Raw genomic sequence first — 24,373 nt, 5'->3', positions numbered from 1 at the left:
CTCAGTACCCCGCCTCCTGGCGCTGCCGGATCAGATGCGGCGGCATCGTTTCATAAACGCCTTCAAACATGTCGCGCGGGCTGGGGGTTTTGCCGCCGCCCAATGTGCCGATCGCCTCGGCCTGCTTTTGGGTGGCGATGACCTCATCCAGAATTTCTGCTTCGGCCTGTTTGTGGCGCGCGTCGCTCCATTCGCCGATGGTGATGAGATGCTTCTTAAGCCGCTCGATCGGGTCGCCCAGGGGCCAGGCGGCGGCCTCGCTCTTGGAACGGTAGGCGGAGGGGTCGTCACTGGTGGAATGGCCACCCGCGCGGTAGGTGACGTGTTCGATCAAGGTCGGACCATGTCCCAGACGCGCCCGTTCGCAGGCCCATTTCGCCACCGCGTGCACGGCAAGGTAATCGTTGCCGTCCACCCGAATCGAGGCGATGCCAAAGCCGTGGCCGCGCGCCGCAAAGGTGCCGACTTCGCCGCGGGCGATGCCCTGGAAGGTGGAGATGGCCCACTGGTTGTTGACGATATTCAAGACCACCGGCGCGTCATAGGTCGAGGCAAAGACCATGGCGGAGTGAAAATCGCTCTCCGCCGTGGAGCCGTCGCCGATCCAGCCCGTGGCGATCTTGGTGTCGCCCGAAATCGCCGACGCCATCGCCCAGCCGACCGACTGCACGAACTGGGTGCCGAGGTTGCCGGAAATCGAGAAGAACCCGTGTTCCTTGGAGGAATACATGATCGGCAGCTGACGCCCGTGCAGCGGGTCGTCGGCGTTGGAATAGATCTGGTTCATCATGGTCAGCATCGGATAGCCGCCCGCGATCAGCAGCCCGGCCTGACGGTAGGTTGGAAAGTTCATGTCGCCCGGCCGCAGCGCGCGGGAAAAGGCGCAGGACACTGCCTCCTCGCCCAAGTGCTGCATGTAGAAACTGGTCTTGCCCTGGCGCTGCGCATTCAGCATCCGCGCGTCAAACGTGCGTAGGGTCAGCATGTGCCGCAGGCCCTCGCGCAGCTCCTCCGGGCTGAGCTCGCCAGCCCAGTCGCCCACCGCCTCGCCTTCCTTGTTCAGCACCCGGACGATGGAAAACGCCATGTCGCGGATTGAATCCGGATCCACATCAACCGGCGGGCGTTTGACGGCCCCGGCGCGCGGGATCTCGAAGTCCGAGAAATCAGGCGTGTCGCCCGGACGGCAGCCCGGTTCCGGCACGTTCAGCGATAGCGGCGGAAAATCATCACTCATGCAGTACCTCTTTGTTCTGAGCGCCTTCGGGCGCGCGCGGAAAAACGCGCGCGGCGCAACGCCTGTCTCCCCAGCTTAGCAAAACCGCATGGTTGAAAAATAACGAATATGGGGGTAGTGGTGCGAAAATCAGAGGAAATACACTCGGAAACGCAAAATTTATGGTGGTTTTCGCTACAGATTCGGTTGATCGGGAGATACTTCGCGTGCTGCGTGACGACGGGCGGATTCCCTTGGTGCAGCTGGCGGCTCGAGTTGGTCTTTCCCAGACGCCCTGCAAACGGCGCCTGCAGCGGCTGGAGGAAAGCGGCCTGATTTCCGGCTACAACGCCCGTATCGACCGCAAGGTCGCGGGGTTTGGCATCACTGCCTTTGTCTCGGTGGAGCTGGAACGCCAGGACGCGGACGAGATCGCCAGCTTCCAGAAGAAGATTGCACGGTTCGAGGAAGTGGTGACCGGAACGCTGATGACCGGCGCGCAGGATTTCCTGCTGGAAATCGTGGTCGAAAGCCTGGAGGAATTCGAGGCCTTCCTGCAAACCAAGCTGCTGCGCATTTCAGGAATCCGGGTGGTGCGGTCCCGCTTTGCGCTGCGCAAATTCATCGACCGGGCGCGGATCCCGTGACCGCCGGGGCGGCCAGCGGCCGTCAGTCCGCCTCGACCGCCAGCAGCTTCTGGTACATTTCCAGCAGGAACACCTCAGCCTCGGCATAGCGGTCCTGTGCCTTGGCGGGCGCGATTTCCTCAATCTGCACGTCGAAATCGGCGTAATGCTGGGTAGTGGCCCAGATCGAATACAGCAGATGATGCGGATCGACGGTCGCAATCCGGCCGTCGCGCATCCAGTCCTCCAGCACCGTGATCTTGGTGTTGTAGAGCTCTTTCAGCGGGCCGAAGATCTCGCTGCGCGACTGCGGCAGGCCGCTCAGGACCTCGTTGGCGAAGAACTTGCTTTCCTTGGGGAAATTCCGCGAGATTTCCAGCTTACGGCGGATGTACTGGCAGATTTCGTCAATCGGGTCGCCATGCGGGCTCAGCATGTTCAGGGGCGCCATCCACAGCTGCAGGGTGCGGGCCAGCAGCTCCTGCCGGATCGCATCCTTGCTTTCGAAGTAATAGAGCAGGTTGGGCGTGGTCAGCCCTGCGTTCTTGGCAATCAGGTTGATCGACGCGCCGGAGGATCCGTGCTGGGCAAAGACCTCAAGCGCGGATGCCAGGATCTGTTCGGTCTTCTTCCGCTGAATCCGGGTCTTCGGCTTTTCAGCTGCCATGCGCGCCATGTAAATTCCGCCACTTATAACAATGTCTATCTGGCGTCCTATTGGCACAAGTCAAAGCCTGTTGCCAGCGGTCGCGCGCAGTTGGCCGGTTCAAATCAATGTGCTGGTGCGGCAGAACCGCGCCGGGAGCAAAAGGAGCGGGCAGCAAGAGCCGCCCGCCAATAGGTACCGTCCGCGGGGAGATTTGTCCGGACGGTGCCGTTTCCGGGCCGGGGCCCGGTGCAGTTCAGCGGAACGCCGGGATGATCTTCTCGGCGTAGTCGGCGATGATCTTCTCTTCGTCGCCGCTGTCGAGGTAGATGTTGAACTGGGTGGTGCCGGCCGCTTCGAGATCGCGGATCTTGGCGATATGCTCGTCCGGGGTGCCCAGCACGCAGAAGCTCTTGACGATGTCTTCGGTGATGAAGTCCAAGTACGGGTTATCGCTCTGGCCGTGCTTGGAGTAGTCGTAGCCCTTGCGGTTCTTGATGTAGTCGGTCAGGCTGGTGGGGACGTGATCGCCGTCGGTGCCGTATTTCTCCACGATATCAGCGACGTGGTTGCCGACCATGGCGGGGAACCACTTGGTCTTCTCGATGCCTTCCTCGATCGGGCCGGTATGCGCCGGAGCGGCGGCCATCACGCGGTAGTTCGACATGTCGCGGCCTTCGGCTTCACCGCCGGCCTTGGCCTGATCCGCCAGCCATTTGATGATCTTGGGTTCGGCAATCTGAAGGACGACACCATCGCCGACCTTGCCGGCCGAGGCCAGGGCCTTGGGACCGTAGGCGCCGATCCAGACCGGCAGTTCGTAGCCCTGCGCCCAGGGGAACTTAACCGGCTCGGGGCACTCGCCGTATTGCACTTCCTCGCCGCGGATCAGCGACTTCACCACATGGGTGAATTCTTCCATCCGCTTGATGGTCGAGGGCTTCTTGCCCATCACGCGCACGGCGCTGTCGCCGCGGCCGAGGCCGATGTCGAAGCGGCCGCCGGACTGTTTTGCCAGCGAGCCGAACAGCGAGGCCGCAACCGACCACTCGCGCGAGTTCGGGTTGGTCACCAACGGGCCAAAGCGCATTTTCTTGGTGTGCTCCATGCACATCGCCATGGCGACGAAGCTTTCGCGCCACAGGATGTGGCTGTCGTAGAACCAGCAGTAGGTGAAACCTGCGTTTTCCGCCTGGCGGACCAGCGCGCGGGCGCGTTCGGGCTCAACGAAGCCCTTGAAGCAAATACCGAATTCCATGTGTGTTTTCTCCCTGTTGGAATCTTAGTGTTCGGGGGCCCAGATGCGGATGCCCGCATGGGTGAAGGGCACCGCCTTGGAAATGTTTTGGCGGATCAGGATCGGGGTGATCGCCTCGATGCAGCGGGCGGCCTCGGCGTCGCCGGCGTTGTAGGCCTGGACATCCAGCGCTCCGACCAGCTCGATCACCTTCTTGCGGGCGGGCAGGCTGTTGCCGCAGACCAGGATGTCGCAGTTGATCGGCCAGTCGAGGTTGTTGAGCGTGGTGGCCGACACGTTGTGCAGCGCGCCGATCACCGGAATGTCGTCACCCAGAAGCGCCTGCGCGGCCTCGGTGGCGGAGCCTTCGGGCGGCATCTCCACCTTCTTGGGATCGCCTTCCTTCAGCGGCACCACGATGTCGACCAGGATCTTGCCCGCCAGGCCCGGCTTCAGCGCCTCCAGCGTGGCGTTATGGGCCGAAAACGGCACCGCGAGGATGACCATTTCGTCCGCCGCCGCGGTGGCGCCTGCATTGTCCAGCCCTTCGATCGGCGCAGCGCCCTCCGGCAGCTTTGCCATCAGTTCCGCCGCGATGCCGGCGCTGCGCTCGCCATCGCGCGAGCCCAGTGCCACGGCGATCCCTGCGCGGGCAAAGCGCAGCGCCAGCCCCTGGCCCTGCGGCCCGGTGCCGCCAATGATTGCGATCTTCATCTGAACATATCCTCCTGTTTTTTCCTGAGTATGTCGGCGCCGCGGCTGTCGGCGGGCTGCCAGTCGAGCCCGCGCAGCAGCACCGCCGGTGTTTTTCCGTTCTTGCGCACCACCAGCCCGGTGGCGGCAGAGATTTCATCGGCCAGCGCCGGTTCGGTCACCTGCAGCGGCCGTCCCCAGGCGTCCAGGTTGCCCTGCTCCTGGATGGTGGCCGGGACCTTGCTGAGGCCGATGGCTACGTTGATCTGGCCCAGCCGCCAGGGGCGGCCGAAGGTGTCGGTCATCACCACGCCGATCTGCGCGCCGAAGCGGGCGACCAGAGCCGCGCGCAAACGCTCGCAGCTGGCGTCGGGATCGCGCGGTAGCACCATTGCCGCGTCTTCTTCGCCGAAGTTCGATTCATCCACCGCGGCGTTGGCGGAGATGAAGCCGAGCCGGTGCTCGCAAATCATCGTGCCGGTGTTCTGGTCCGGGCGCCGGAACGCGCGGACAACGCGGGTGCTTTCGCGCAGGACGATCTCCACCTTGCGCGGGTCCTTGTTCAGCTCTTCGCCGTATTTGATGGCCTCTGCCGAAGGCGTGACTGAGGCTAGCGGAATGATGCAGTCCTCGGCTTTGGAGAACACCTTCTGCGCAATGCACAGAATATCGCCGTCCTGCAGGCCGAGCCCGGCCTGCTCCAGGCAATCGCCGAGGATCGCCCCCAGATCGTCGCCGTTCCTGATATCCGGCACGCCGGGCACGGCGGTGAGGGAGACGGACAGGCTCATCGCACGCCCTCCCGCATCAGCGCCTGCGGGTCCTGCGCCAGCAGGCAGCTGAGGTCCTCGGCCGTGTCGACATCGACACGCAGGCTGTCCAGCGGCAGCACCACCGGGCACAGGCCCGCGGTCTCTGCCGCTTGCCGGTGGGCGATCAGCGATTTCTGCCCGTAGGCAAAGGCAAACGGGCAGGGCAGCGGCACCAGAAGCGCGTTGGTGCCGAGGTCGGTGGCCGGGCACAGCACCGTGCTGTTACCGTCCAGCGGAAAGGCCAGGAGCTGCGCCAGGTCGTCCGGGGACGGGTCGGCAAGATCACCCGGCAGAACGCAGAGCGCCTCATACCCTTGGGCAGCGGCCCAATCCGCAGCCGCCTCCACCGCCAGTGACAGCGTGCCGGGGTCCTTGTCGTCGATACAGATCAGACCGGCCTGCCGCGCGATGCGCGCAATCACCGGGCTGTTGGACACCACGGCAATATCGGCGGCCCCTTCGGGCAGCATGGCAACAGCCTCTTGCAGCCGCGCAATGGTGGAGCGGAACAGGCCGCGGGCCAGCGCTTCGCGTTCCTGCGGCGCAAGCGCGGTGGCCAGCCGGGTTTTTGCCCTGGACGGGTCCTTCATCGGGATCACCGCCAGCCGCCTGCCGGAGTTTGCTGCCGCGCTCATGCCGCGCTCTCCCGGCCAGCGGGGGCGGGGGCCAGTTCCACCACCTCGCGCGCCAGCCGTGCCTTGTCGTCCTGGTCTTTCATCAGGATTTCGCTGCAAACCGGCGCCAGACCGATTGCACGGATTTCGCCTGCCAGCCCGGCATCGGCGTGGTCGATCACCAGTGTGTCCGCCAGCCCGCGGTAGCGTGCGGCCACGCCGGCGGCATCGGCTCGTTCCCCCAGCGCCGCCATCATCCGGTCGGCCGGGCCCTTGACCACCTTGCCTGCAATGAAGGGGCTGACAGCAATCTTCCGCGCGCGCGCCGCCCGCAGCGCTGCGGTGATGCCCGGCACGCCCAGAATGGGGGCAATGCTGACCAGCGGGTTGGAGGGCGCAATCACGATCAGATCCGCCTGTCGGATCGCCGCCAGCGCCTCTGGTGCGGGACGGGCCTGTTCCAGCCCGTCGAATTCAAGCGCCCGCACCTCCGGCGCGCAGCGTTCGCGCACGAAATATTCCTGGAAGCTCAGCCAGCCCGCATCGGTGCGCACCCGTGTTTGCACCTTATTATCTGTCGGCAGCAGGATCTCCGCCTGCACCCCGAAGGTGCGCGCCACATCGCGGGCGATCTCGCTGGGCCGGTCGCCGCGCAGGCGGCGCATGGTGCGGTAGATATGCAGGCCAAAGTCGCGGTCGCCCAGCGACATCCAGGTGTCCGCGCCCAGCTTGTTCAGCGTCGCGAGCGCCCGGTGGCCCTCATCCGCCACGCCCCAGCCCTGGTTGCGGTCGATCACGTCGGCGAGGCTGTAGGTCAGCGTGTCGATATCGGGCGACACCCAAAGCCCGTGGAAGTCATCGTCATCCGCCACGTTGCCGATGATCGACAGTTCCACGTCCGTCAATGCCGCCAGGCCCTCGGCCATCTTGGCCCCGCCGACGCCGCCGGCCAGCAGGGTGACCTTATGCTTTTGCGCGCTGCTCATTCCGCTGCCTCCAGCTTGGGTCCGCGTTCGGGGAACATTTCCAGAAACGCCAGCGGGTCGCGGCCCTTGCGGTCGACCAGCGGTGCCAGTTCCTCCGGGTCGTGGCGGTCATAGACCTCGCGGATCTCGTAGATGGTGTTGCGCCGCACCGGCACCCGGCCCGCGGCGCGGATGATCTGCGCCAGCTCGCGCGCAGTGATCTCCTGCCCGTGGGCGGAGCCTGCCGCGCGCGATATGCTTTCGTTCATCAGCGTGCCGCCGAGGTCATTCACCCCGCGCGACAGCATCTGCTGTGCCCGGGCCGCGCCCAGCTTGGTCCAGCTCACCTGGATGTTGTCGATCCAGCCGTGCAGCATAATGCGCGACACCGCGTGCATCAGGTCCACCTCCAGCGCGGTGGGACCGGGGCGCACCTTGTCCGGGTTCTGCGCCCACAGGGGCGATTCCGTATGCACAAAGGACAGCGGCACCAGCTCGGTAAAGCCGCCGGTGTCCTTCTGGATGTCGCGCAGCAGGCGGATATGCGCAGCCCAATGCTCGGGCCCGTCGATATGGCCGTACATGATGGTGGCGGTCGTCGGGATGCCAACCTCATGCGCGGCGCGGATGATCTCCACCCATTTCTCGGCGCTCAGCTTGTTCTTGGTCAGCTGCATCCGCACTTCGGTATCCAGGATCTCCGCCGCGGTGCCGGGCATCGAGCCGAGGCCCGCCTCCTTCAGATCCGCCAGAAAGTCGTGGTAGGACATCTTGGTCTTGGAGGCGCCATACCAGATCTCGAAGGGCGAGAAGGCGTGGATGTGCATGTCCGGCAGCGCCGCCTTGATAGCGCGCACGATGTCCCGGTAATAGGTGCCTTCCATCTTGGGGTGCAGCCCGCCTTGGATGCAGACCTCGGTCGCGCCGCGGTCCCAGGCCTGCTGCGCGCGCTCGACGATCTGTTCAGGCTCCAGCCACTCGGCGTCCTTGTCCTCGCTGCGCTTGGCAAAACCGCAGAACCGGCAGCCCATATAGCAGATGTTGGTGAAGTTGATGTTGCGGTTCACCACGAAGGAAACCCGGTCGCCATTGGCGCGGCGGCGAAGCTCGTCGGCCACGGCATAGACCGCTTCGGCATCCGTGCCGGTTGCGCGGAACAGCTCGACGCCCTCGGCCTCGGACACCTCGCCGCCCTCCAGCGCCATCTCCAGGATGGCGCGGACCGGGGCGGAGGCGGCGCCGACGGCAGCCGGGACCGTGGTGAAATTCTCGGCGGGGTGCTGAAGGGTCATGCTGTTTCTCCGATGTGGCGCTGGTCGCGGGCGAGGCCGTTTTCCTGGGCCATGCCGGCCGCACGGGCCAGCACGCCGGGGTTGATGAAGCCGCTGTCCCCGGTCAGGTAGCGGGGATAGACGGTGAGCCGCTCGCGCAGGTTAAAACCGGCCCCGTTGCAGGAGCTTGCCAGCGCCCGGATCTCCGGCCATTCGTGCTGCGGGTTGATGAAGTCGATGGTCACGGGCGAGATGCCGCCCCAGTCGTTGATGCCCGCCTCCAGATAGGCGATGTGGCGGGCGCTGAGGTTCGGCGGCGCCTGCAAGCTGATCTCCGGCGCCAGGATGATGCGGGCGGCGGCGATGGTGCGCAGCATATCCTCCAGCGCCGGTTCCGGGTGGTTTGCCATCTCAATGTCGGGCTTGCGCTGGAAGTTCTGGATGATGACTTCCTGGATATGGCCGTGGCGGGCGTGGGCGTCGTTGATCGCGTGCAGCGCCTCGATGCGCTCGGCAAATGTTTCGCCGATGCCGATCAGCAGTCCGGTGGTAAAGGGCACCTGTTTCTGGCCCGCGCGTTCCAGCGTGCGCAGCCGCTGCACCGGCACCTTGTCGGGGCAGGCATAATGCGGCTGGCCATTGCGGGTCAGGCGGCGGCTGACGGTTTCCAGCATCATCCCCATCGACGCGGAAACCGGCCGCAGCACGTCGATCTCGTCATCGGTAAGGGTGCCCGCGTTCACATGCGGCAGCAGGCTGGTCTCTCTCAGCACCAGCTCGCACATGTCGCGCAGATAATCTGTCAGGCGGGAATAGCCGAGCCGTTCCAGACCCTTGCGGGCTTTCTCGTAACGCAGTTCCGGCTTCTCGCCGAGGCTGAAAAGCAGCTCCTTGCAGCCCTCGCGCTCGCCCTTCTGTGCCGTGGCCAGCACCTGCTCCGGCGTCATGATATTGGCTTCCGGCGAATCCGGATGCTTGACGAAGGTGCAGTAGCCGCAGGTGTCGCGGCACATGTTGGTCAAGGGCACGAAGGCCTTGCGCGAATAGGTGACCGTGCGGCCCCAGTGGGCGTCGCGGATCCCGGCGGCGCGCTGCATCAGAGCGCGCAGATCACCGGCCTCCGCCCAGGCAGTGCCTGTGCTGAGCAATTGGGTGTTCATGGATTCCTCCCTGTCCTCCTCAGACTGTGAAGGAGGGCCGCGGCTGTCAAATATTTTTTTATCTGTAAGTCAAAAAAAATTCTGCATAGACTGAAATCGCCTATCTAAAAGGCTGTTTTTAAACTGCTAAAAATATAGCCTGATAAAAATATTGACTACTAAGTAAAACACTCGAATACTTTCTCTCAATCGACGCGGCCCGTCTCTTAGGCGGTGCCAGCGCAAAGGGAGGACATCAGAGTGCTTATTGGAACGCCAAGGGAATTGGCGGCTGGAGAGTCGCGCGTAGCGATGACGCCGGACTCTGCGCGTCAGCTGCAGAAGTTGGGGTATGAGTGCGCGATCGAGGCCGGGGCCGGGGCGGCGGCGGGGTTTTCCGATGCCGCCTATGAAGCGGCCGGGGTCGAGATCATCAAGACACCGGCGGCGCTGTGGAAGGCGTCCGATATCGTCGCCAAGGTGCGCCAGCCCGACGCCACCGAGCTGAAGCGGCTGACCAAGGGCAAGACGCTGATTTCCTTCTTCAATCCGGCCGCAAACGAAGAGGGCATGGAGCTCGCCAAGGCCAAGGGCGCCAATGTGATCGCCATGGAAATGGTGCCGCGGATCTCCCGCGCCCAGAAGATGGACGCGCTCAGCTCCATGGCCAATATCGCGGGCTACCGCGCGGTCATTGAGGCGGGCAACAACTTCGGCCGCTTCTTCACCGGCCAGATCACCGCCGCGGGCAAGGTGCCCCCGGCCAAGGTGCTGGTGGTCGGCGCCGGTGTTGCGGGGCTTGCCGCCATCGGCACCTCGACCAGCCTGGGCGCCGTCACCTATGCCTTCGACGTGCGCCCGGAAGTGGCCGAGCAGGTTGAATTGATGGGCGCCGAGTTCGTCTATCTCGACTTCGAGGAGGAGCAGCAGGACGGTGCCGCCACCGGCGGCTATGCGGCTGTCTCCAGCCCCGAGTTCCGCGAAGCGCAGCTCGCCAAGTTCCGCGAGCTGGCGCCGGAGGTGGACATCGTCATCACCACCGCGCTGATCCCCAACCGCGAGGCGCCCAAGCTGTGGCTGGCCGACATGGTGGCGGCGATGAAGCCGGGTTCGGTGATCGTCGACCTGGCGGCAGAGCGCGGCGGCAACGTGGAAGGCACCGTAAAGGACGAGAAAGTCGTCACGGACAACGGCGTCACCATTATCGGCTACACCGATTTCCCCAGCCGGATGGCGGCGCAGTCGTCCAGCCTCTACGCCACCAACATCCGCCACATGATGGCTGACCTGACGCCGGAAAAGGATGGCCAGGTCAACCACAACATGGAGGACGACGTGATCCGCGGCGCCACCGTGGCGTTTGAGGGCGAGATCACCTTTCCGCCGCCGCCGCCCAAGGTGCAGGCGATTGCGGCCAAGCCCAAGGAAACCGTGCCGGAGCTGACGCCGGAGGAAAAACGCGCCAAGGAAATCGAGGCCTTCAAGGCGCAGACCAAGAGCCAGGTCACGATGCTGGCGGGCGGCGGTGCGCTCTTGCTGCTGGTCGGGCTGTTTGCGCCGGTCAGCTTCATGCAGCATTTCATCGTCTTTGCGCTGGCCTGTTTCGTGGGCTTCCAGGTGATCTGGGGCGTCGCGCACAGCTTGCACACGCCGCTGATGGCGGTCACCAACGCGATCTCCTCGATCATCATCCTCGGCGCCTTGATGCAGATCGGATCGGGCAGCTTCCTGGTGATCCTGCTGGCGGCGCTTTCGGTGTTCATGGCCGGGATCAACATCTTCGGCGGCTTCCTCGTCACCCGGCGCATGCTCGCCATGTTCCAGAAATCTTAAGGAGGCCGGGCACATGGATTACGGTTTCACCACCGCCGCCTATGTCGTTGCGGCTGTTCTTTTCATCCTGTCGCTGGGCGGGCTTTCCAACCAGGAAAGCGCCAAGCGCGCGGTCTGGTACGGCATTGCCGGCATGGGGCTGGCGGTGTTTGCCACCCTGATCGGCCCTGGTTCGGGCCTGTGGCTCTTGTCGATCCTGCTGATCGCGGGCGGCGGCATCATCGGCACCTATGTCGCCAAGCGGGTGCAGATGACCGAGATGCCGCAGCTGGTGGCCGCGATGCACTCGCTGGTCGGCCTGGCCGCGGTGTTTGTCGGCTTCATCGCCCATTTCGAGATCGGAAATGTGGCAGCGGCCGTGGCTGCGGGCAGCACCGAGGACCTCGGCACCTTCGCCAAGCTGATTGCCAAGAAAACCCCGGCAGAGATCGCTTTCCTGCGCGTGGAACTCTTCCTCGGCATCTTCATCGGCGCGATCACCTTCACCGGCTCGGTGATTGCCTTCGGCAAGCTGGCGGGCAAGGTCACCTCGGCCGCCACCAAGCTGCCGGGCGGCCACATGCTGAACGCCAGCGCCGCGGGGCTCTCCTTCCTCTGCCTGATCTGGTACTTCAACTCCGGCGGCTTCCTGCCCTTGCTGCTGATGACCCTGGCCGCACTCTTCATCGGCTACCACCTGATCATGGGCATCGGCGGCGCCGACATGCCGGTGGTGGTCTCGATGCTGAACAGCTACTCGGGCTGGGCCGCGGCGGCGATCGGCTTCAGCTTGGGCAATGACCTCCTGATCGTGGTCGGCGCCCTCGTGGGCTCTTCGGGTGCGATCCTCAGCTACATCATGTGCAAGGCGATGAACCGCTCCTTCATCTCGGTGATCCTGGGCGGCTTCGGCGGCACCTCCGGTCCTGCGATGGAGATCGACGGCGAGCAGATCGCCATCGACGCCGACGGCGTGGCAGCGGCGCTGGAGGAGGCCGACAGCGTGGTGATCATCCCCGGCTACGGCATGGCGGTGGCGCAGGCGCAGCAGAACGTCGCCGAACTGACCCGCCGCCTGCGGGCCAAGGGCAAGGAGGTGCGCTTCGCGATCCACCCGGTCGCAGGCCGCCTGCCGGGCCACATGAACGTGCTCTTGGCGGAGGCCAAGGTGCCCTACGACATCGTGCTGGAGATGGACGAGATCAACGACGATTTCCCGTCCACCGACGTGGCGATCGTGATCGGCTCCAACGACATCGTGAACCCTGCCGCCCAGGAGGACCCCAACTCGCCGATCGCCGGCATGCCGGTCCTGGAGTGCTGGAAGGCGAAACAGGTCTTCGTCTCCAAACGCGGCCAGGGCACGGGATACTCCGGCATCGAGAACCCCCTGTTCTTCAAGGAAAACACCCGCATGTTCTACGGCGATGCGAAGCAGAGCCTCGATACGCTGCTGAACCAGATTGCGGCCTGAACACTCTCAAGAAAAGGATTTGGATATGACCACTGATCCAAAACGCGCAAACGCCATGGACGCCTATTGGATGCCGTTCACGGCCAACCGGCAATTCAAGCAGTCGCCGCGCATGGTCGCCTCGGCCGAGGGCATGTATTACACCACCACGGACGGGCGGAAGGTGATGGATGGCACCGCGGGCCTGTGGTGCGTCAATGCAGGCCACGCCGCGCCGCGTATCACCGAGGCGGTGCAGAAGCAGGTCACCGAACTGGACTACGCGCCGGCCTTCCAGATGGGCCACCCCAAGGCGTTCGAGCTGGCCGCGCGGCTGGCGGATCTGGCGCCGGGCGATTTGAGCCATGTGTTCTTCACCAACTCCGGTTCGGAATTGGTGGAAACCGCGCTGAAGATCGCGCTGGCCTACCACAAGGCCAAGGGCGAGCCGGGCCGCACCCGGCTGATCGGCCGCGAGAAGGGCTACCACGGGGTCAATTTCGGCGGCATATCGGTCGGCGGCATCGTCAACAACCGCCGCCATTTCGGCAGCCTGCTGACCGGGGTTGACCACCTGCGCCACACCCATGATCCGGAGCGCAACGCCTTTACCAAGGGCCAGCCGGAGCATGGCGCGGAGCTGGCGGAGGATCTGGTGCGGCTGATCGAGCTGCACGGGGGTGAGACCATCGCCGCGGTGATCGTTGAGCCGATGGCGGGTTCCGCCGGGGTGATCCTGCCTCCGAAAGGGTACTTGCAGCGCCTGCGCGAGATCACCCGGGAGCACGGCATCCTGTTGATTTTCGACGAAGTGATCACCGCCTATGGCCGTCTGGGCCGCGCGTTTGGCGCCGACTACTATGGCGTCGAGCCGGACATGATCACCACCGCCAAGGGGCTTACCAACGGGGTGATCCCGATGGGCGCGGTGATGATCAGCAGCGAAATCCACGATGCCTTCATGACCGGCCCCGAGCATATGATCGAGCTGTTTCACGGCTATACCTACTCGGGCAACCCGGTGGCTTGCGCGGCGGCGCTGGCGGCGCTGGACACTTACCGCGAGGAGGAACTGTTCGAGCGTGCGGCGTCGCTGGAGGACTATTGGGCTGATGCGCTGTTCAGCCTCAAGGGGCTGCCGCATGTGAAGGACATCCGCTGCGCGGGCCTGGTCGGTGCGGTGGAGCTGGAGCCGGTGGCGGGCGTGCCGACCAAGCGGGCCTTCGACACCTACCTTCGCGCCTGGGACAAGGGCGCGCATGTGCGCACCACTGGCGATATCATCGCCATGTCGCCGCCGCTGATCATCGAAAAGAAAGAAATCGACGAGCTGATCGGCATTCTGGCCGAGTTGCTCATCGCGTAAGGGCCTGCCCCTGGCTTGCGCCCCAATGGCGCGGGGCAGGGGCGGAACAGGGAGAAAGACATGAAAGACGTGCAAAGCAACGCCCGCATCAACGGCAGCCGCCTGTGGGACACGCTGATGGAGATGGCGCAGAAAGGCCCCGGCCTGCGCGGCGGCTGCAACCGCCAGACGCTGACCGATGCCGACAAGGAAGGCCGTGACCTGTTCAAGCGCTGGTGCGAAGAGTCCGGCATGACGGTTGGCGTCGACAGCATGGGCAACATGTTTGCCCGGCTTGAAGGCGCGGAGCCGGATCTGGATCCGGTGATGATGGGCAGCCATCTGGACACCCAGCCCACGGGCGGCAAATACGATGGTGTCCTTGGCGTGCTGGCGGGGCTTGAGGTGGTGCGCTCGATCCGCGATCAGGGGCTGCGAACCCGCCGCCCGATCGTGGTGGTGAACTGGACTAACGAGGAGGGCACCCGCTTTGCCCCCGCGATGCTGTCCTCGGGTGTTTTTGCGGGCGTTCATACGCAGGACTGGGCCTATGCGCGCGAAGATGCGGAAGGCAAGAAATTCGGCGAGGAGCTGGCCCGCATCGGCTATGTCGGCGACGAGCCGGTGGGAAGCCGCAAGATGCACGCGATGTTCGAGCTGCATATCGAACAGGGTCCGATCCTCGAAGCCGAGGGCAAGGACATCGGCGTCGTCACTCATGGCCAGGGCCTGAACTGGCTTCAGGTGACGCTGTCAGGGCAGGAGGCGCACACCGGCTCCACCCCGATGCCGATGCGCCGTAACGCGGGCCTGGGCGCTGCGCGGATCACCGATCTGGTGCATGAGATCGCGATGAGCCACCAGCCCGACGCGGTCGGCGCCGTGGGTCACTGCGACTACTACCCTAACAGCCGCAACATCGTGCCGGGCAAGGTAGTCTTCACCATCGACTTCCGCTCGCCCAGCTTCGACACGCAAGCGGACATGGAGAAGCGCCTCCGCGAAGGTGCGGCGAAAATCGCCGAGGAGCTGGAACTTGGCCTGGAGATCGAGCAGGTTGGCCATTTCGATCCTGTCACCTTTGACGAGACCTGCGTCTCTGCCGTGCGCAGCGCCGCCGAAAAGCTGGGCTATTCGCACCGCAACATCATCTCCGGCGCCGGTCACGATGCCTGCTGGATCAACAAGGTTGCGCCTACCGCCATGGTGATGTGCCCCTGTGTCGATGGCCTCAGCCATAACGAGGATGAGGAAATCAGCCGTGAGTGGGCAGCGGCAGGGACGGATGTGCTGCTGCACGCCGTGCTGGAAACCGCAGAAGTCGTGGAGTGAAGACTATGACTGCAAGAACCGTGATCAAGGGCGGCACCATTGTGGCCGCCGACCGCAGCTATGCCGCCGATGTCGCCATCGAGGATGGCAAGATCGTGCAGATCGGCACCGGCCTGAACGGCGACAAGGTGCTGGACGCCGAGGGCTGCTATGTCATGCCCGGCGGCATCGACCCGCATGTGCATCTGGAGATGCCTTTCATGGGCACCCATTCGGCGGATGATTTCGAGTCCGGCACCCGCGCGGGCCTGGCCGGCGGCACCACCATGGTGGTGGACTTCTGCCTGCCCAGCCCCGGCCAGTCGATGCTGGAGGCGCTGGAGGCCTGGCGCGCCAAGTCGAAACGCGCCTGCGCCGATTATTCCTTCCACATGGCGGTGACCTGGTGGAGCGAGCAGGTGTTTGAGGAGATGCAGCAGGTCGTTGATCTGGGCATCAACTCCTTCAAGCACTTCATGGCCTACAAGGGCGCGCTGATGGTGGACGATGACGAGCTGTTTGACAGCTTCCGCCGCTGCGCCGCGCTCGGGGCGCTGCCGATGGTTCATGCGGAAAACGGCGATGTGGTGGCCACCATGCAGCAGAAACTGCTGGCCGACGGCATTCGCGGCCCCGAGGGCCACGGCCTGTCGCGCCCGCCCGAGGTCGAGGGCGAAGCCACCAACCGCGCCATCATGATCGCCGACATGGCGGGCGTGCCGCTCTACGTGGTGCACACCTCCTGCGAGCAGGCGCATGAGGCGATCCGCCGGGCGCGCCAGAAGGGCATGCGTGTCTTTGGCGAGCCGCTGATCCAGCATCTGGTGCTGGATGAGAGCGAATACCGCCATCCCAACTGGGACCACGCCGCGCAGCGGGTGATGTCGCCGCCGTTCCGCGACAAGGCGCATCAGGACAGCCTCTGGGCCGGCCTTCAGGCGGGTTCGCTGCAGGTGGTCGCCACCGACCACTGCGCTTTCACCGTGGATCAGAAACGCACCGGCATCGACGATTTCACCAAGATCCCGAACGGCACCGGCGGTCTGGAAGACCGGATGCCGGTCCTGTGGAGCGAGGGTGTCAACACCGGGCGGCTGACCCCGAACGAGTTTGTCGCCGTGACCTCCACCAACATCGCCAAGATCCTCAACATTTACCCGCGCAAGGGAGCGATCGTGGAAGGCTCCGACGCCGACCTGGTGGTGTGGGATCCGAAGAAAACCAAGACGATTTCGCCCGAGACCCAGCAGTCGGTGGTGGAATACAACGTCTTCGCGGGCCGTGAGGTGACCGGCCTGCCGCGCTATACCCTCAGCCGCGGCGAGGTGGCGGTGGACGACGGCACTGTCTGCGCCACCCCGGGGCACGGGCGGTTTGTCGAACGGCCCGCCTACCCTGAGGTCAACAAGGCGCTGTCCAAGTGGAAAGAGGTCACCGCGCCGCGCCAGGTTGTGCGCTCGGCTGAAAACATGCCGGCCTGCGTCTGATCATGGTCCCCGGCGCAGGCCGGGGACTTTTGCATGTGTTGCCTGCCGCAGAAGCAGGCAGCGAAAGAAGCCACATAACAGGGAGAAAACTCAAAATGGCTGAAATAACAAGCGGGTATTCCGCGCCCGGCGCCGAGGCGCCGCCGCGGGTGGATCTCACCGGGATCGACCCCGAACTATATAACGAGGACCAGCTGCCGACGACGGCGGCGGAACGCACCTGGGACTGGCTGGCAATTGCCGCGCTTTGGGTCGGCATGGTGGTCTGTATCCCGACCTACCTGCTGGCGTCCTACCTGATCGGTTCCGGCATGAGCTGGGATCAGGCGGTGCTGACCATTCTGGCGGCCAACGCCATCGTGCTGATCCCGATGGTGCTGGTGGGCCATGCCGGCACCAAATACGGGATTCCCTTCCCGGTGCTGCTGCGCTCCTCCTTCGGGCCGACCGGCGCCAAGATCCCGGCGGTGGCCCGCGGCGTCGTCGCCTGCGGCTGGTTCGGCATTCAGACCTGGGTCGGCGGCTCGGCGATCTTTGTGATCCTGAACACGCTGACTGGCGGCGCGCTGGCCGGTGAAGCACTGCCGGTGCTGGGCATCAGCGCGGGTGAGTTCATCTGCTTCCTCGCCTTCTGGGCGCTGCATCTCTACTTCATCGCCAACGGCACCGAGTCGATCCGCTGGCTGGAGACCTACGCAGCCCCGTTCCTGCTGGCGATGGGTCTGGCGCTGCTGGCTTGGGCCTATGTGAACGCAGGCGGCTTTGGCGAGATGCTGTCGACCCCCAGCGCCTTTGACCCGGGCCAGCCGCAGGAAGGCCAGTTCTGGGTTGTCTTCTGGCCGAGCCTGACCGGCATGATCGGTTTCTGGGCGACGCTGGCGCTGAACATCCCCGACTTCACCCGCCACGCCAAAAGCCAGAAGGACCAGCTGCTGGGCCAGATGGTCGGCCTGCCGATCCCGATGGCGCTGTTTGCCTTTATCGCCTCCGCCGTGACCTCGGCCACCGTGGTGATCTATGGCGAGGCGATCTGGGATCCGATCCAGCTGTCTGAGAAGATGGGCGGGTTCTCGGTGATCATCGCGCTGTTTGCGCTGATCGTGGCGACGCTGACCACCAACCTGGCGGCCAATGTGGTTGCGCCGGCGCACGGGTTCTCGAACCTGGCGCCGAGCAAGATCAACCTCAAGCGCGGCGGCTACATCACCGCGGGCATCGGCATCGCCATGTTCCCCTGGGTCCTGGTGAACCACATCATCGGCTGGCTGATCGCCTATTCGGCGCTGCTGGGTCCGATCGCCGGCGTGATGCTGGCGGATTACTACCTCTTGCGCAAGACCAAGCTGGAAGTGGCCGACCTGTTCAAGATGAACGGCATCTACTCCGGCAGCAACGGCACCAACTGGGCCGGTGTCTGGGCGCTGGTGATCGGCATCCTGCCGAACCTGCCGGGCTTCCTGGCCGGTGTCGGCATCACTGCGGGCACTTCGGACTTCTTTGCCACGATCTACACTTACGCTTGGTTCGTTGGCCTGTTCGTGGCCGGTGCCGCCTATCTGGTACTGTCGAAGATCCTGAACAAGTAACCTTTGGCCGGGGCGGTGCCTGCCGCCCCGGTTTCCCCTTCAGACAAGCGGAGCCCGCATGCCCAAAGCCTATTGGATTGCCCACGTCACCGTGACCAACCCCGACCCCTACAAGAACTACGCCGAAGGCGCGACGGAGGCGTTCAAGAAATTCGGCGCCCGCGTGCTTGCCCGCGGCGGCGCTTGCGAACAGATGGAGGGCGATGGCCATCCGCGCAACGTGGTGATCGAGTTCGACTCGATGGAAGCCGCGCTCAGCTGCTACAACTCGCCGGAATACCAGGCCGCCAAAGCGCACCGTGAGGGCGCCGGCATCGCCAATATCGTCATTGTCGAAGGCGCGCCCGGCTGAGCGGGCCTGCATTTGCACCGGTTGCTTGCCGCCCTGCGTTATGCGGGGGGGCGAGTTGCCGGTCAAAACTTTGTTTTTCTGAGGAAATCCTGCAGCCCGGCTGTATGCGGCTATGCTCGTGCCTTAAAATTGTCAGCTGACAATGACGTCAATCCGGTTTGCGCCATGGCGATGCTCAGCTCTTCGCTCAGCGCCTCCCACAGCTGTTCCAGCCCTGCCTCGCCCCTTGCGGCTATGGCAAATTGCAGGATCCGCCCAAGGAAGGTGAAGTCCGCCCCGGTTGACAGCGCCTTTAGCACGTCCTCGCCAGAGCGGATGCCGCTGTCGTAGAAAACCGGCACGTCCGGCCCTACCGCCGAACGGATTTTACTGAGCATCTCAATCGGGGCAGGCGCTGCTTCCAGCTGCCGGGCGCCGTGGCTGGAGACCTGGATCGCGTCCACGCCCGCAGCAACCAGCGTCTGCGCATCCGCGACGTCCAGCACGCCCTTTACCACCAGCTTGCCGGGCCAGAGATCACGCAGCCTTGCCAGCGTGTCCCAGGTGGCGCGCGCCCGGCTTTCGGTGCGGTCGAAGGCATAGCCCTCCATCTCGAAATTCGCCATTACCGGCTTGCCCTTCAGCAGGGTGGTCAGCGACCAGCGCGGGTGCAGGGCAAAATCGAGGAACTGCCACGGGCCAATGCGGAACGGCATTTTGAAGCCATGACGCAATTCGCGCGGGCGGCGGCCTACCTCCGGCACATCAACCGTCAGCACCAGCGTCTGATAGCCCGCCGCGCGGGCGCGCTCGGCCAACTTGAAGGTGCCAGAGCCGTCGCCGCTGAAATACAGCTGGAACCAGGCGTAACCCTCTGCCGCCTCCATGATGGTTTCCAAGGGGGTCGACGCAACGGTGGAAACTCCATGCGGCACCCGGTAGCGCGCCGCCAGCCGGGCCAGCATCAGATCGGCGCCCGGGGCCGACAGGTTGCACATGCCCATAGGGGCGATGCCAAAGGGCCGGTTTGCCTCGGCACCAAAAACCCGGACCGCCAGCGAGCGGCGGCTGACATCGCGCAGGATACGGGGCCGCAGGGTTATGGCATCCAGCGCGGCGCGGTTGCGCGCCGCCCCGGTTTCCTGCCCGGCGGCCCCGTCGATATAGTCAAACACCATCCAGGGCAGCCGCCGCCGGGCCAGGCGGCGGGCGTCCTCGGCCGAATGGATGGCGCCTGCGGCCATCAGCCGGCCACGGCCTTCATGAAGCGGTCGCGGATCACCACCGGGTCCATCGTGATCACCGGCATCTTGGCGTTGCCGCTGTCGCATTTGACCACCAGCACAGTGGCTTCACCGCTGGCCAGGGCCTCTTCCAGGGCAGGGCCGGTGTCCTTGTCCTGCACCTCCACCACCCGGGCGCAGCCGGCGGCGCGGGCCATGGCGGCGAGATCGGTGCGCTGGCTGGTGTAGGTCGGCTGGTCGCCGGTGGAGCCATAGGACCCGTTGTCGACGATCATCAGGATGTAGTTGGAGGGCGCGTTGTTGCCGATGGTGGGCAAGGTGCCGAGGTTGGTGAGGATCGAGCCGTCACCGTCGATCACGATCACCGGTTTCGGCTGCGCCAGCGCCAGCCCAAGCCCGATGGAGGAGGCAAGCCCCATGGTGCCCAGCATGTAGAAATTGGTGGGCTGGTCGTCGATTGCGTGCAGCTCCTGTGACGGAATGCCGATGTTGCAGACCACCAGTTCATTGCGCAGGATGGGCGCGATCTCTTTCAGGATTTCGGAACGGATCATTGGTCGCCATAGCCTCCCCAGAAGTTGGCGTCAGTTAGGATGGCAACGGGCTTGTTGCACATGAAGGTGTATTTCAGGATGTTGTCGAATTCCTCCACATCCTTCTGCCAATGGAAGTGGTAGGTCGGGATGTTGAGCTGGGCCAGGAGCGCCTTGGTATGCACCGCCATTTCCACTTGGCAGGCCACCGGCTCGCGCAGTTCGCCGCGATAGGAGATCAGCATCGGAAGCGGCATCCGGTAGTACTGGATCAGCGTCGCCAGCGTGTTGATGGTGACGCCTATGGCGGTGTTCTGCATGATGATGGCCGGGCGCTTGCCGCCCATCCAGGCGCCGGCGCACAGGCCCATGCCCTCGTCCTCTTTGTTGGAGGGGATATGGAAAATGTCGTCGCGCTGATCGATCTCCTCGATCACGCCGGCCAGCTGCTTGCAGGGCACGGTCGTGACGAAGGAGACGCCGTTGGCCGCCAGATCGTCAGCGATCCTCTTGTCGATATTCATGGTCGGTTGCCTTTGCTTCGGGGGTCTTGTTTCGGGGTCAGGAGGTGCGGCAGACATGCACCGCGCAAGGCGCGTGGCGGACCACGCGGGCGGCTGTCGAACCGAGGAAAAAGTCGCTGAGCCCCGGTTTGTGGGAGCCGACGATGATGCAGTCCATGCCGTGCTGTTCGGCGTATTCGACAATGGCGCGGTAGGACCGGCCCTTGACGATCTCTGCCGTGACATTGCCGTGGCCTGCGGTTTTTTCGGCCAGCGCCTCGCGGGCTTTGTCGTAGCCTTCGCGCACGGTGTCTTCGTCAAGGTAGGCGGTGACAGAGCTGTGCGGCGGCTCGTAGACATGCAGCGCGGTGATGTGTCCGCCGGGGTTGCACAGGGTGGCGGCGGCCTTCAGCGTTGTTCAGGACACCCCGTGATCCAGGGCCATGGGAACCAGGATATTGTCATACATGGTTGCTCTCCGTTTGTTTGGGGCGCGGGCTCAGGCCCAGGGGTCGAGGATGATCTTGGGCGCCGCCACCGCACCGCTGCGCAGGTCGCGGAAGGCGGCGGCGCCGTCCGACAGCGGCCGTGTTTCCGGCCAGTCCAGCGGGCCGAGGCGGCCGTCAAAAATGGCCTGCGCGGTGTCGCGGAAGTCCTGCGCGGTATAGGTGTAGGTGCCGATGAAGGTGATCTCCTGCAGGGTCATGCGGCGGATATCCAAACCGCCGGTGTCCTCGCCCAGACCGACATGGGCAATCACCCCGCCCGGCGCAGCGGTTGCTGAGGCGGCGGCGCGGGTGGCGGCATAGCCCACGGCGTCGATCACCAGCGGCACCATGCCCTGGAACTCGGGAACGGCTTTCTGGCCGCAGCGGTCTGCCAGAAAGGCCCGGCGCGCGGTGTTGGGTTCCTGGATCGTGACGTCCTCCACCCCCATCGCGCGCAGAGCCAGCGCGGCCGCCAGCCCGATGGCACCGCCGCCGATCACCAGCGCGCGGCGCTCCATCGCCGGATGCAGCGCCTCCAGCGCCAGCCGGGCGGCGTGCCAGCTGACCGCCAGCGGCTCGGCCAGGGCGGCCTTTGCCAGCGGCACATCTTCGGGCACCGTCACCAGGTTGCGCTCCGGCATCGCCACGAACTGGGCAAAGGCGCCCTCGCGCGGGGGCATGGAGATGATTTGGCGGCTGGCGCAGAGGTTTTCGCGCCCTGATGTGCAGGCGGCGCAGCTGCCGCAGGTGACAAGCGGGTTGATGGTGACCCGGCGGCCCGCCTGCGGTCCGTCCTCGATCACCCCCGCGGCCTCGTGCCCCAGGATCAGCGGTGCGGGCCGGCGGCTGTCGTGGCCCAGGTAGGCGTGCATGTCCGAGCCGCAGATGCCGGAGGCCTGGATACGGATCAGATGCTCGCCGTCGCGGCCCGCCGCCATCGGCACGTCGCGGAACGCCAGCGTCTCAACCCCTTCATAAACCAAGGCTTTCATTTCGCCGTGAACCCTCCATCAACCATCAGGATTTGCCCGGTGACATAGGCCGACGCCTCGGAGCACAGGAACAGAAGCGGCCCGTCGATATCCTCCAGCCGGCCGTTGCGGCCGATGCAGGTCTGCGCGGCATTGCGGGCGGCGCGGGCCTCATCCCCGAACACCGCCTGGGTCAGCTCGGTCGGGAAGAAGCCCGGTCCGATGGCATTGGCGGTGATGCCAAAGGGCGACCAGGCCTCTGCCATGGCGCGGGTCAGCTGGCCTATGCCGCCCTTGCTGGCGCCATAGGCGATGCCGCCGGGGAAGGCGCGGGTGGTCTGGAGGGAGGCGAAATTGACGATCCGCCCCCAGCCCCGCTCCTTCATCGCAGGCACCAGAGCCTGGCTGAGGAAGAAGGGCGCCGAGAGGTTTAGCGCCAGGGTCTGGTCCCAGCCCTCGGCGGTGACCTCATCGGCGGGTTGCCGGGTGTTGACGCCGGCCGCGTGGATCACGATGTCCGGCGCCCCGAAGGGAGCCGCGACAGCCGCCCGCAGCGCATCCAGCGCGCTGCGGTCCGCCACATCTGCCGCAACGGAGGCCGCATTCGATCCGATCTCCGCGCAGAGGCTTTCCAAGGCTTCTGCCCGGCGGGCCACCGCCACCACTTGCGCCCCGGCAGCGGCCAGCGCGATGGCCGCCCGCCGCCCCAGGCCAGAACTGGCGCCGGTGATGCAGGCGGTCCGGCCTGTCAGATCGAACAGGGTGCGCGGGTCAGCCATTGGCGGTCAGGTCAAAGGTTTCATCCGGGAAATACTTGGCCAGCCGCACGTCCGCGGCGCGGGCGTGGCCCTCCATCCCCTCCAGCCGGGCAATGCGGGCCGTGGCCTCCGCCACCGGCTTGGAGCCTTCACGGGTGGCGCGCTGCCAAGTGACGATTTTCATGTACTTGTGGACACTGAGCCCGCCGGTATAGCTGGCCGCGCGCGAGGTCGGCAGCACGTGGTTGGTGCCCGCCGCCTTGTCGCCGTAGGAAACCGTGGTCTCCTCGCCCAGGAACAGTGAGCCGTAGCAGGTGAGCCGCTCCAGCCACCAGTCCAGATCCTCTGCCTGCACGGTCAGATGCTCGGGCGCGTATTCGTCGGAACAGGCCGCCATATCCTCGCGGTCCGGACACAGGATCACCTCGGCATAGTCGCGCCAGGCGGCGGTGGCGTTCTCGCGGTTCACTTCGGGCAGGTCGTTGATGTAATCCGGCACCCGCCGCATCACCTCTTCGGCCAGGGCGCGGTCGTTGGTCACCAGCCAGACCGGCGAGTTGTAGCCATGCTCTGCCTGGCTCACCAGATCGGTGGCGACGATATGGGCATCCGCCGTGCTGTCGGCCAGGATCAGGCTGTCGGTGGGGCCTGCGATCATGTCGATGCCGACGCGGCCGAACAGGATGCGCTTGGCCTCCGCCACGAACTGGTTGCCGGGGCCGACCAGGATGTTGGCCTTGGGCAGGCCAAAGAGGCCAAAGGTCATCGCCGCGACCCCCTGCACGCCGCCCATCGCCATGATCTTGTCAGCGCCGCAGATATGGGCGGCATAGACGATGGCAGGGGCCACGCCGGTATCCGGGCGCGGCGGCGAGCAGGCGGTGATGTGTTTGCAGCCTGCCACCTTGGCGGTGGTCACGGTCATGATGGCGCTGGCGATATGGCTGTAGCGCCCGCCCGGCACGTAGCAGCCCGCCGCATCCACGGGGATTACCTTTTGCCCGGTGATGAAGCCGGGGGAGATTTCGGTTTCCACGTTCTGCATCGTGCTCTTCTGCAATTCGGCAAAGCGGCGCACATTGTCATGGGAAAACCGGATATCGGCCTTGAGCTTCTCCGGCACCAGGGCGCAGGCGGCTTCGATCTCCTCCGCCGTCAGCAGCACGTTGCCTTCGTAACGGTCGAACTTGGCGGCATATTCCAGTGCCTTGGCATCGCCGCCGGCCTCGATGTCGTCCAGGATGCCCTGCACGATCTTGTGGGTCTCAGAGGCATCCGACTTGGGGGTCAGGGCAGCCTTTTTCAGGTATTCTCGGGTCATTTTCAGGGGGT

Annotated in this window: 24 protein-coding genes; 8 read left to right on the top strand and 16 right to left on the bottom strand. The window is 65.0% G+C overall.

Going from position 1 to position 24,373, the window contains the following annotated elements:
* Window position 1: 1 nt before the first annotated feature.
* Window positions 2-1,237: a thiamine pyrophosphate-dependent enzyme gene (locus ACXAED_RS21435; RefSeq protein WP_475053389.1), complete on the bottom strand. Its 1,236-nt coding sequence runs from the start codon at window positions 1,235-1,237 to the stop codon at window positions 2-4.
* Window positions 1,238-1,398: 161 nt separating this feature from the next.
* Between ACXAED_RS21435 and ACXAED_RS21430 the strand changes: the two genes are divergently transcribed.
* Window positions 1,399-1,863, top strand: a complete 465-nt coding sequence (locus ACXAED_RS21430; RefSeq protein ID WP_475053386.1) for an Lrp/AsnC family transcriptional regulator — start codon at window positions 1,399-1,401, stop codon at window positions 1,861-1,863.
* 22 nt (window positions 1,864-1,885) lie between these two features.
* On the opposite strand, the gene ACXAED_RS21425 is transcribed toward ACXAED_RS21430, so the two are convergent.
* The 8 genes from ACXAED_RS21425 to cofG form a co-directional block, all read right to left on the bottom strand.
* Window positions 1,886-2,518, bottom strand: a complete 633-nt coding sequence (locus tag ACXAED_RS21425) for a TetR family transcriptional regulator C-terminal domain-containing protein (RefSeq protein ID WP_475053383.1) — start codon at window positions 2,516-2,518, stop codon at window positions 1,886-1,888.
* A 226-nt stretch (window positions 2,519-2,744) separates the two neighbouring features.
* Window positions 2,745-3,746 (bottom strand): TIGR03842 family LLM class F420-dependent oxidoreductase, encoded by a 1,002-nt coding sequence (locus tag ACXAED_RS21420; RefSeq protein ID WP_421055019.1) that lies wholly within the window; start codon window positions 3,744-3,746, stop codon window positions 2,745-2,747.
* A 24-nt stretch (window positions 3,747-3,770) separates the two neighbouring features.
* A complete protein-coding gene (npdG, locus tag ACXAED_RS21415; RefSeq protein ID WP_141889125.1) occupies window positions 3,771-4,439 on the bottom strand; it encodes an NADPH-dependent F420 reductase in 669 nt (222 codons plus the stop codon).
* The gene (gene cofE, locus ACXAED_RS21410; protein WP_475053381.1) at window positions 4,436-5,209 is read right to left on the bottom strand and encodes a coenzyme F420-0:L-glutamate ligase; all 774 of its coding nucleotides are present in this window, start codon (window positions 5,207-5,209) and stop codon (window positions 4,436-4,438) included. Before cofE ends, npdG begins: the two co-directional genes overlap by 4 nt.
* Window positions 5,206-5,865, bottom strand: a complete 660-nt coding sequence (gene cofC, locus ACXAED_RS21405) for a 2-phospho-L-lactate guanylyltransferase (RefSeq protein WP_475053380.1) — start codon at window positions 5,863-5,865, stop codon at window positions 5,206-5,208. The genes cofE and cofC overlap by 4 nt, the downstream gene beginning before the upstream one ends.
* Window positions 5,862-6,830, bottom strand: coding sequence for a 2-phospho-L-lactate transferase (gene cofD, locus ACXAED_RS21400; protein ID WP_475053377.1), 969 nt, complete (start codon window positions 6,828-6,830; stop codon window positions 5,862-5,864). The genes cofC and cofD overlap by 4 nt, the downstream gene beginning before the upstream one ends.
* Entirely contained in the window at window positions 6,827-8,101 is a 1,275-nt protein-coding gene (cofH, locus tag ACXAED_RS21395) for a 5-amino-6-(D-ribitylamino)uracil--L-tyrosine 4-hydroxyphenyl transferase CofH (protein ID WP_475053374.1), read from the bottom strand. The genes cofD and cofH overlap by 4 nt, the downstream gene beginning before the upstream one ends.
* Window positions 8,098-9,240, bottom strand: coding sequence for a 7,8-didemethyl-8-hydroxy-5-deazariboflavin synthase CofG (gene cofG / locus ACXAED_RS21390; RefSeq protein WP_475053371.1), 1,143 nt, complete (start codon window positions 9,238-9,240; stop codon window positions 8,098-8,100). The genes cofH and cofG overlap by 4 nt, the downstream gene beginning before the upstream one ends.
* A gap of 240 nt (window positions 9,241-9,480) precedes the next feature.
* On the opposite strand from cofG, the gene ACXAED_RS21385 reads away from it, so the two are divergent.
* From ACXAED_RS21385 to ACXAED_RS21355, 7 genes are all read left to right on the top strand, one after another.
* On the top strand, window positions 9,481-11,052 hold the full coding sequence (locus ACXAED_RS21385) for a Re/Si-specific NAD(P)(+) transhydrogenase subunit alpha (RefSeq protein ID WP_475053369.1): 1,572 nt from the start codon (window positions 9,481-9,483) through the stop codon (window positions 11,050-11,052).
* Between the two features lie 13 nt (window positions 11,053-11,065).
* On the top strand, window positions 11,066-12,505 hold the full coding sequence (locus ACXAED_RS21380; protein WP_475053367.1) for an NAD(P)(+) transhydrogenase (Re/Si-specific) subunit beta: 1,440 nt from the start codon (window positions 11,066-11,068) through the stop codon (window positions 12,503-12,505).
* Between the two features lie 25 nt (window positions 12,506-12,530).
* Complete coding sequence (aptA, locus tag ACXAED_RS21375) at window positions 12,531-13,850, top strand: omega-aminotransferase AptA (protein ID WP_475053364.1); 1,320 nt, start codon at window positions 12,531-12,533, stop codon at window positions 13,848-13,850.
* A gap of 60 nt (window positions 13,851-13,910) precedes the next feature.
* Entirely contained in the window at window positions 13,911-15,161 is a 1,251-nt protein-coding gene (locus ACXAED_RS21370; RefSeq protein WP_475053361.1) for a Zn-dependent hydrolase, read from the top strand.
* Between the two features lie 5 nt (window positions 15,162-15,166).
* Window positions 15,167-16,627: a dihydropyrimidinase gene (gene hydA, locus ACXAED_RS21365; protein ID WP_475053358.1), complete on the top strand. Its 1,461-nt coding sequence runs from the start codon at window positions 15,167-15,169 to the stop codon at window positions 16,625-16,627.
* Between the two features lie 95 nt (window positions 16,628-16,722).
* On the top strand, window positions 16,723-18,213 hold the full coding sequence (locus ACXAED_RS21360; RefSeq protein WP_475053355.1) for an NCS1 family nucleobase:cation symporter-1: 1,491 nt from the start codon (window positions 16,723-16,725) through the stop codon (window positions 18,211-18,213).
* 58 nt (window positions 18,214-18,271) lie between these two features.
* Entirely contained in the window at window positions 18,272-18,565 is a 294-nt protein-coding gene (locus ACXAED_RS21355) for a DUF1330 domain-containing protein (RefSeq protein WP_475053352.1), read from the top strand.
* A 110-nt stretch (window positions 18,566-18,675) separates the two neighbouring features.
* Here ACXAED_RS21355 and ACXAED_RS21350 read toward each other — a convergent pair whose 3' ends face one another.
* The 7 genes from ACXAED_RS21350 to hisD form a co-directional block, all read right to left on the bottom strand.
* Window positions 18,676-19,788, bottom strand: coding sequence for an alpha-hydroxy acid oxidase (locus ACXAED_RS21350; RefSeq protein ID WP_475053350.1), 1,113 nt, complete (start codon window positions 19,786-19,788; stop codon window positions 18,676-18,678).
* Window positions 19,788-20,342, bottom strand: coding sequence for a sulfopyruvate decarboxylase subunit beta (gene comE, locus ACXAED_RS21345; protein ID WP_475053347.1), 555 nt, complete (start codon window positions 20,340-20,342; stop codon window positions 19,788-19,790). The genes ACXAED_RS21350 and comE overlap by 1 nt, the downstream gene beginning before the upstream one ends.
* Window positions 20,339-20,845: a sulfopyruvate decarboxylase subunit alpha gene (gene comD, locus ACXAED_RS21340; protein ID WP_475053345.1), complete on the bottom strand. Its 507-nt coding sequence runs from the start codon at window positions 20,843-20,845 to the stop codon at window positions 20,339-20,341. Before comD ends, comE begins: the two co-directional genes overlap by 4 nt.
* 37 nt (window positions 20,846-20,882) lie before the next feature.
* A complete protein-coding gene (locus tag ACXAED_RS21335; RefSeq protein WP_475053731.1) occupies window positions 20,883-21,236 on the bottom strand; it encodes a universal stress protein in 354 nt (117 codons plus the stop codon).
* An 87-nt stretch (window positions 21,237-21,323) separates the two neighbouring features.
* A complete protein-coding gene (locus ACXAED_RS21330) occupies window positions 21,324-22,304 on the bottom strand; it encodes an alcohol dehydrogenase catalytic domain-containing protein (RefSeq protein WP_475053343.1) in 981 nt (326 codons plus the stop codon).
* Window positions 22,301-23,062, bottom strand: coding sequence for an SDR family NAD(P)-dependent oxidoreductase (locus ACXAED_RS21325; RefSeq protein WP_475053340.1), 762 nt, complete (start codon window positions 23,060-23,062; stop codon window positions 22,301-22,303). The genes ACXAED_RS21330 and ACXAED_RS21325 overlap by 4 nt, the downstream gene beginning before the upstream one ends.
* Complete coding sequence (hisD, locus tag ACXAED_RS21320) at window positions 23,055-24,362, bottom strand: histidinol dehydrogenase (RefSeq protein ID WP_475053337.1); 1,308 nt, start codon at window positions 24,360-24,362, stop codon at window positions 23,055-23,057. The genes ACXAED_RS21325 and hisD overlap by 8 nt, the downstream gene beginning before the upstream one ends.
* Window positions 24,363-24,373: the final 11 nt, after the last annotated feature.

The organism is Leisingera sp. ABM4_103 (genome assembly GCF_056158685.1).
Note: the sequence above shows the minus strand (reverse complement) of the source record. Positions and strands in the feature narration are given on the sequence as shown.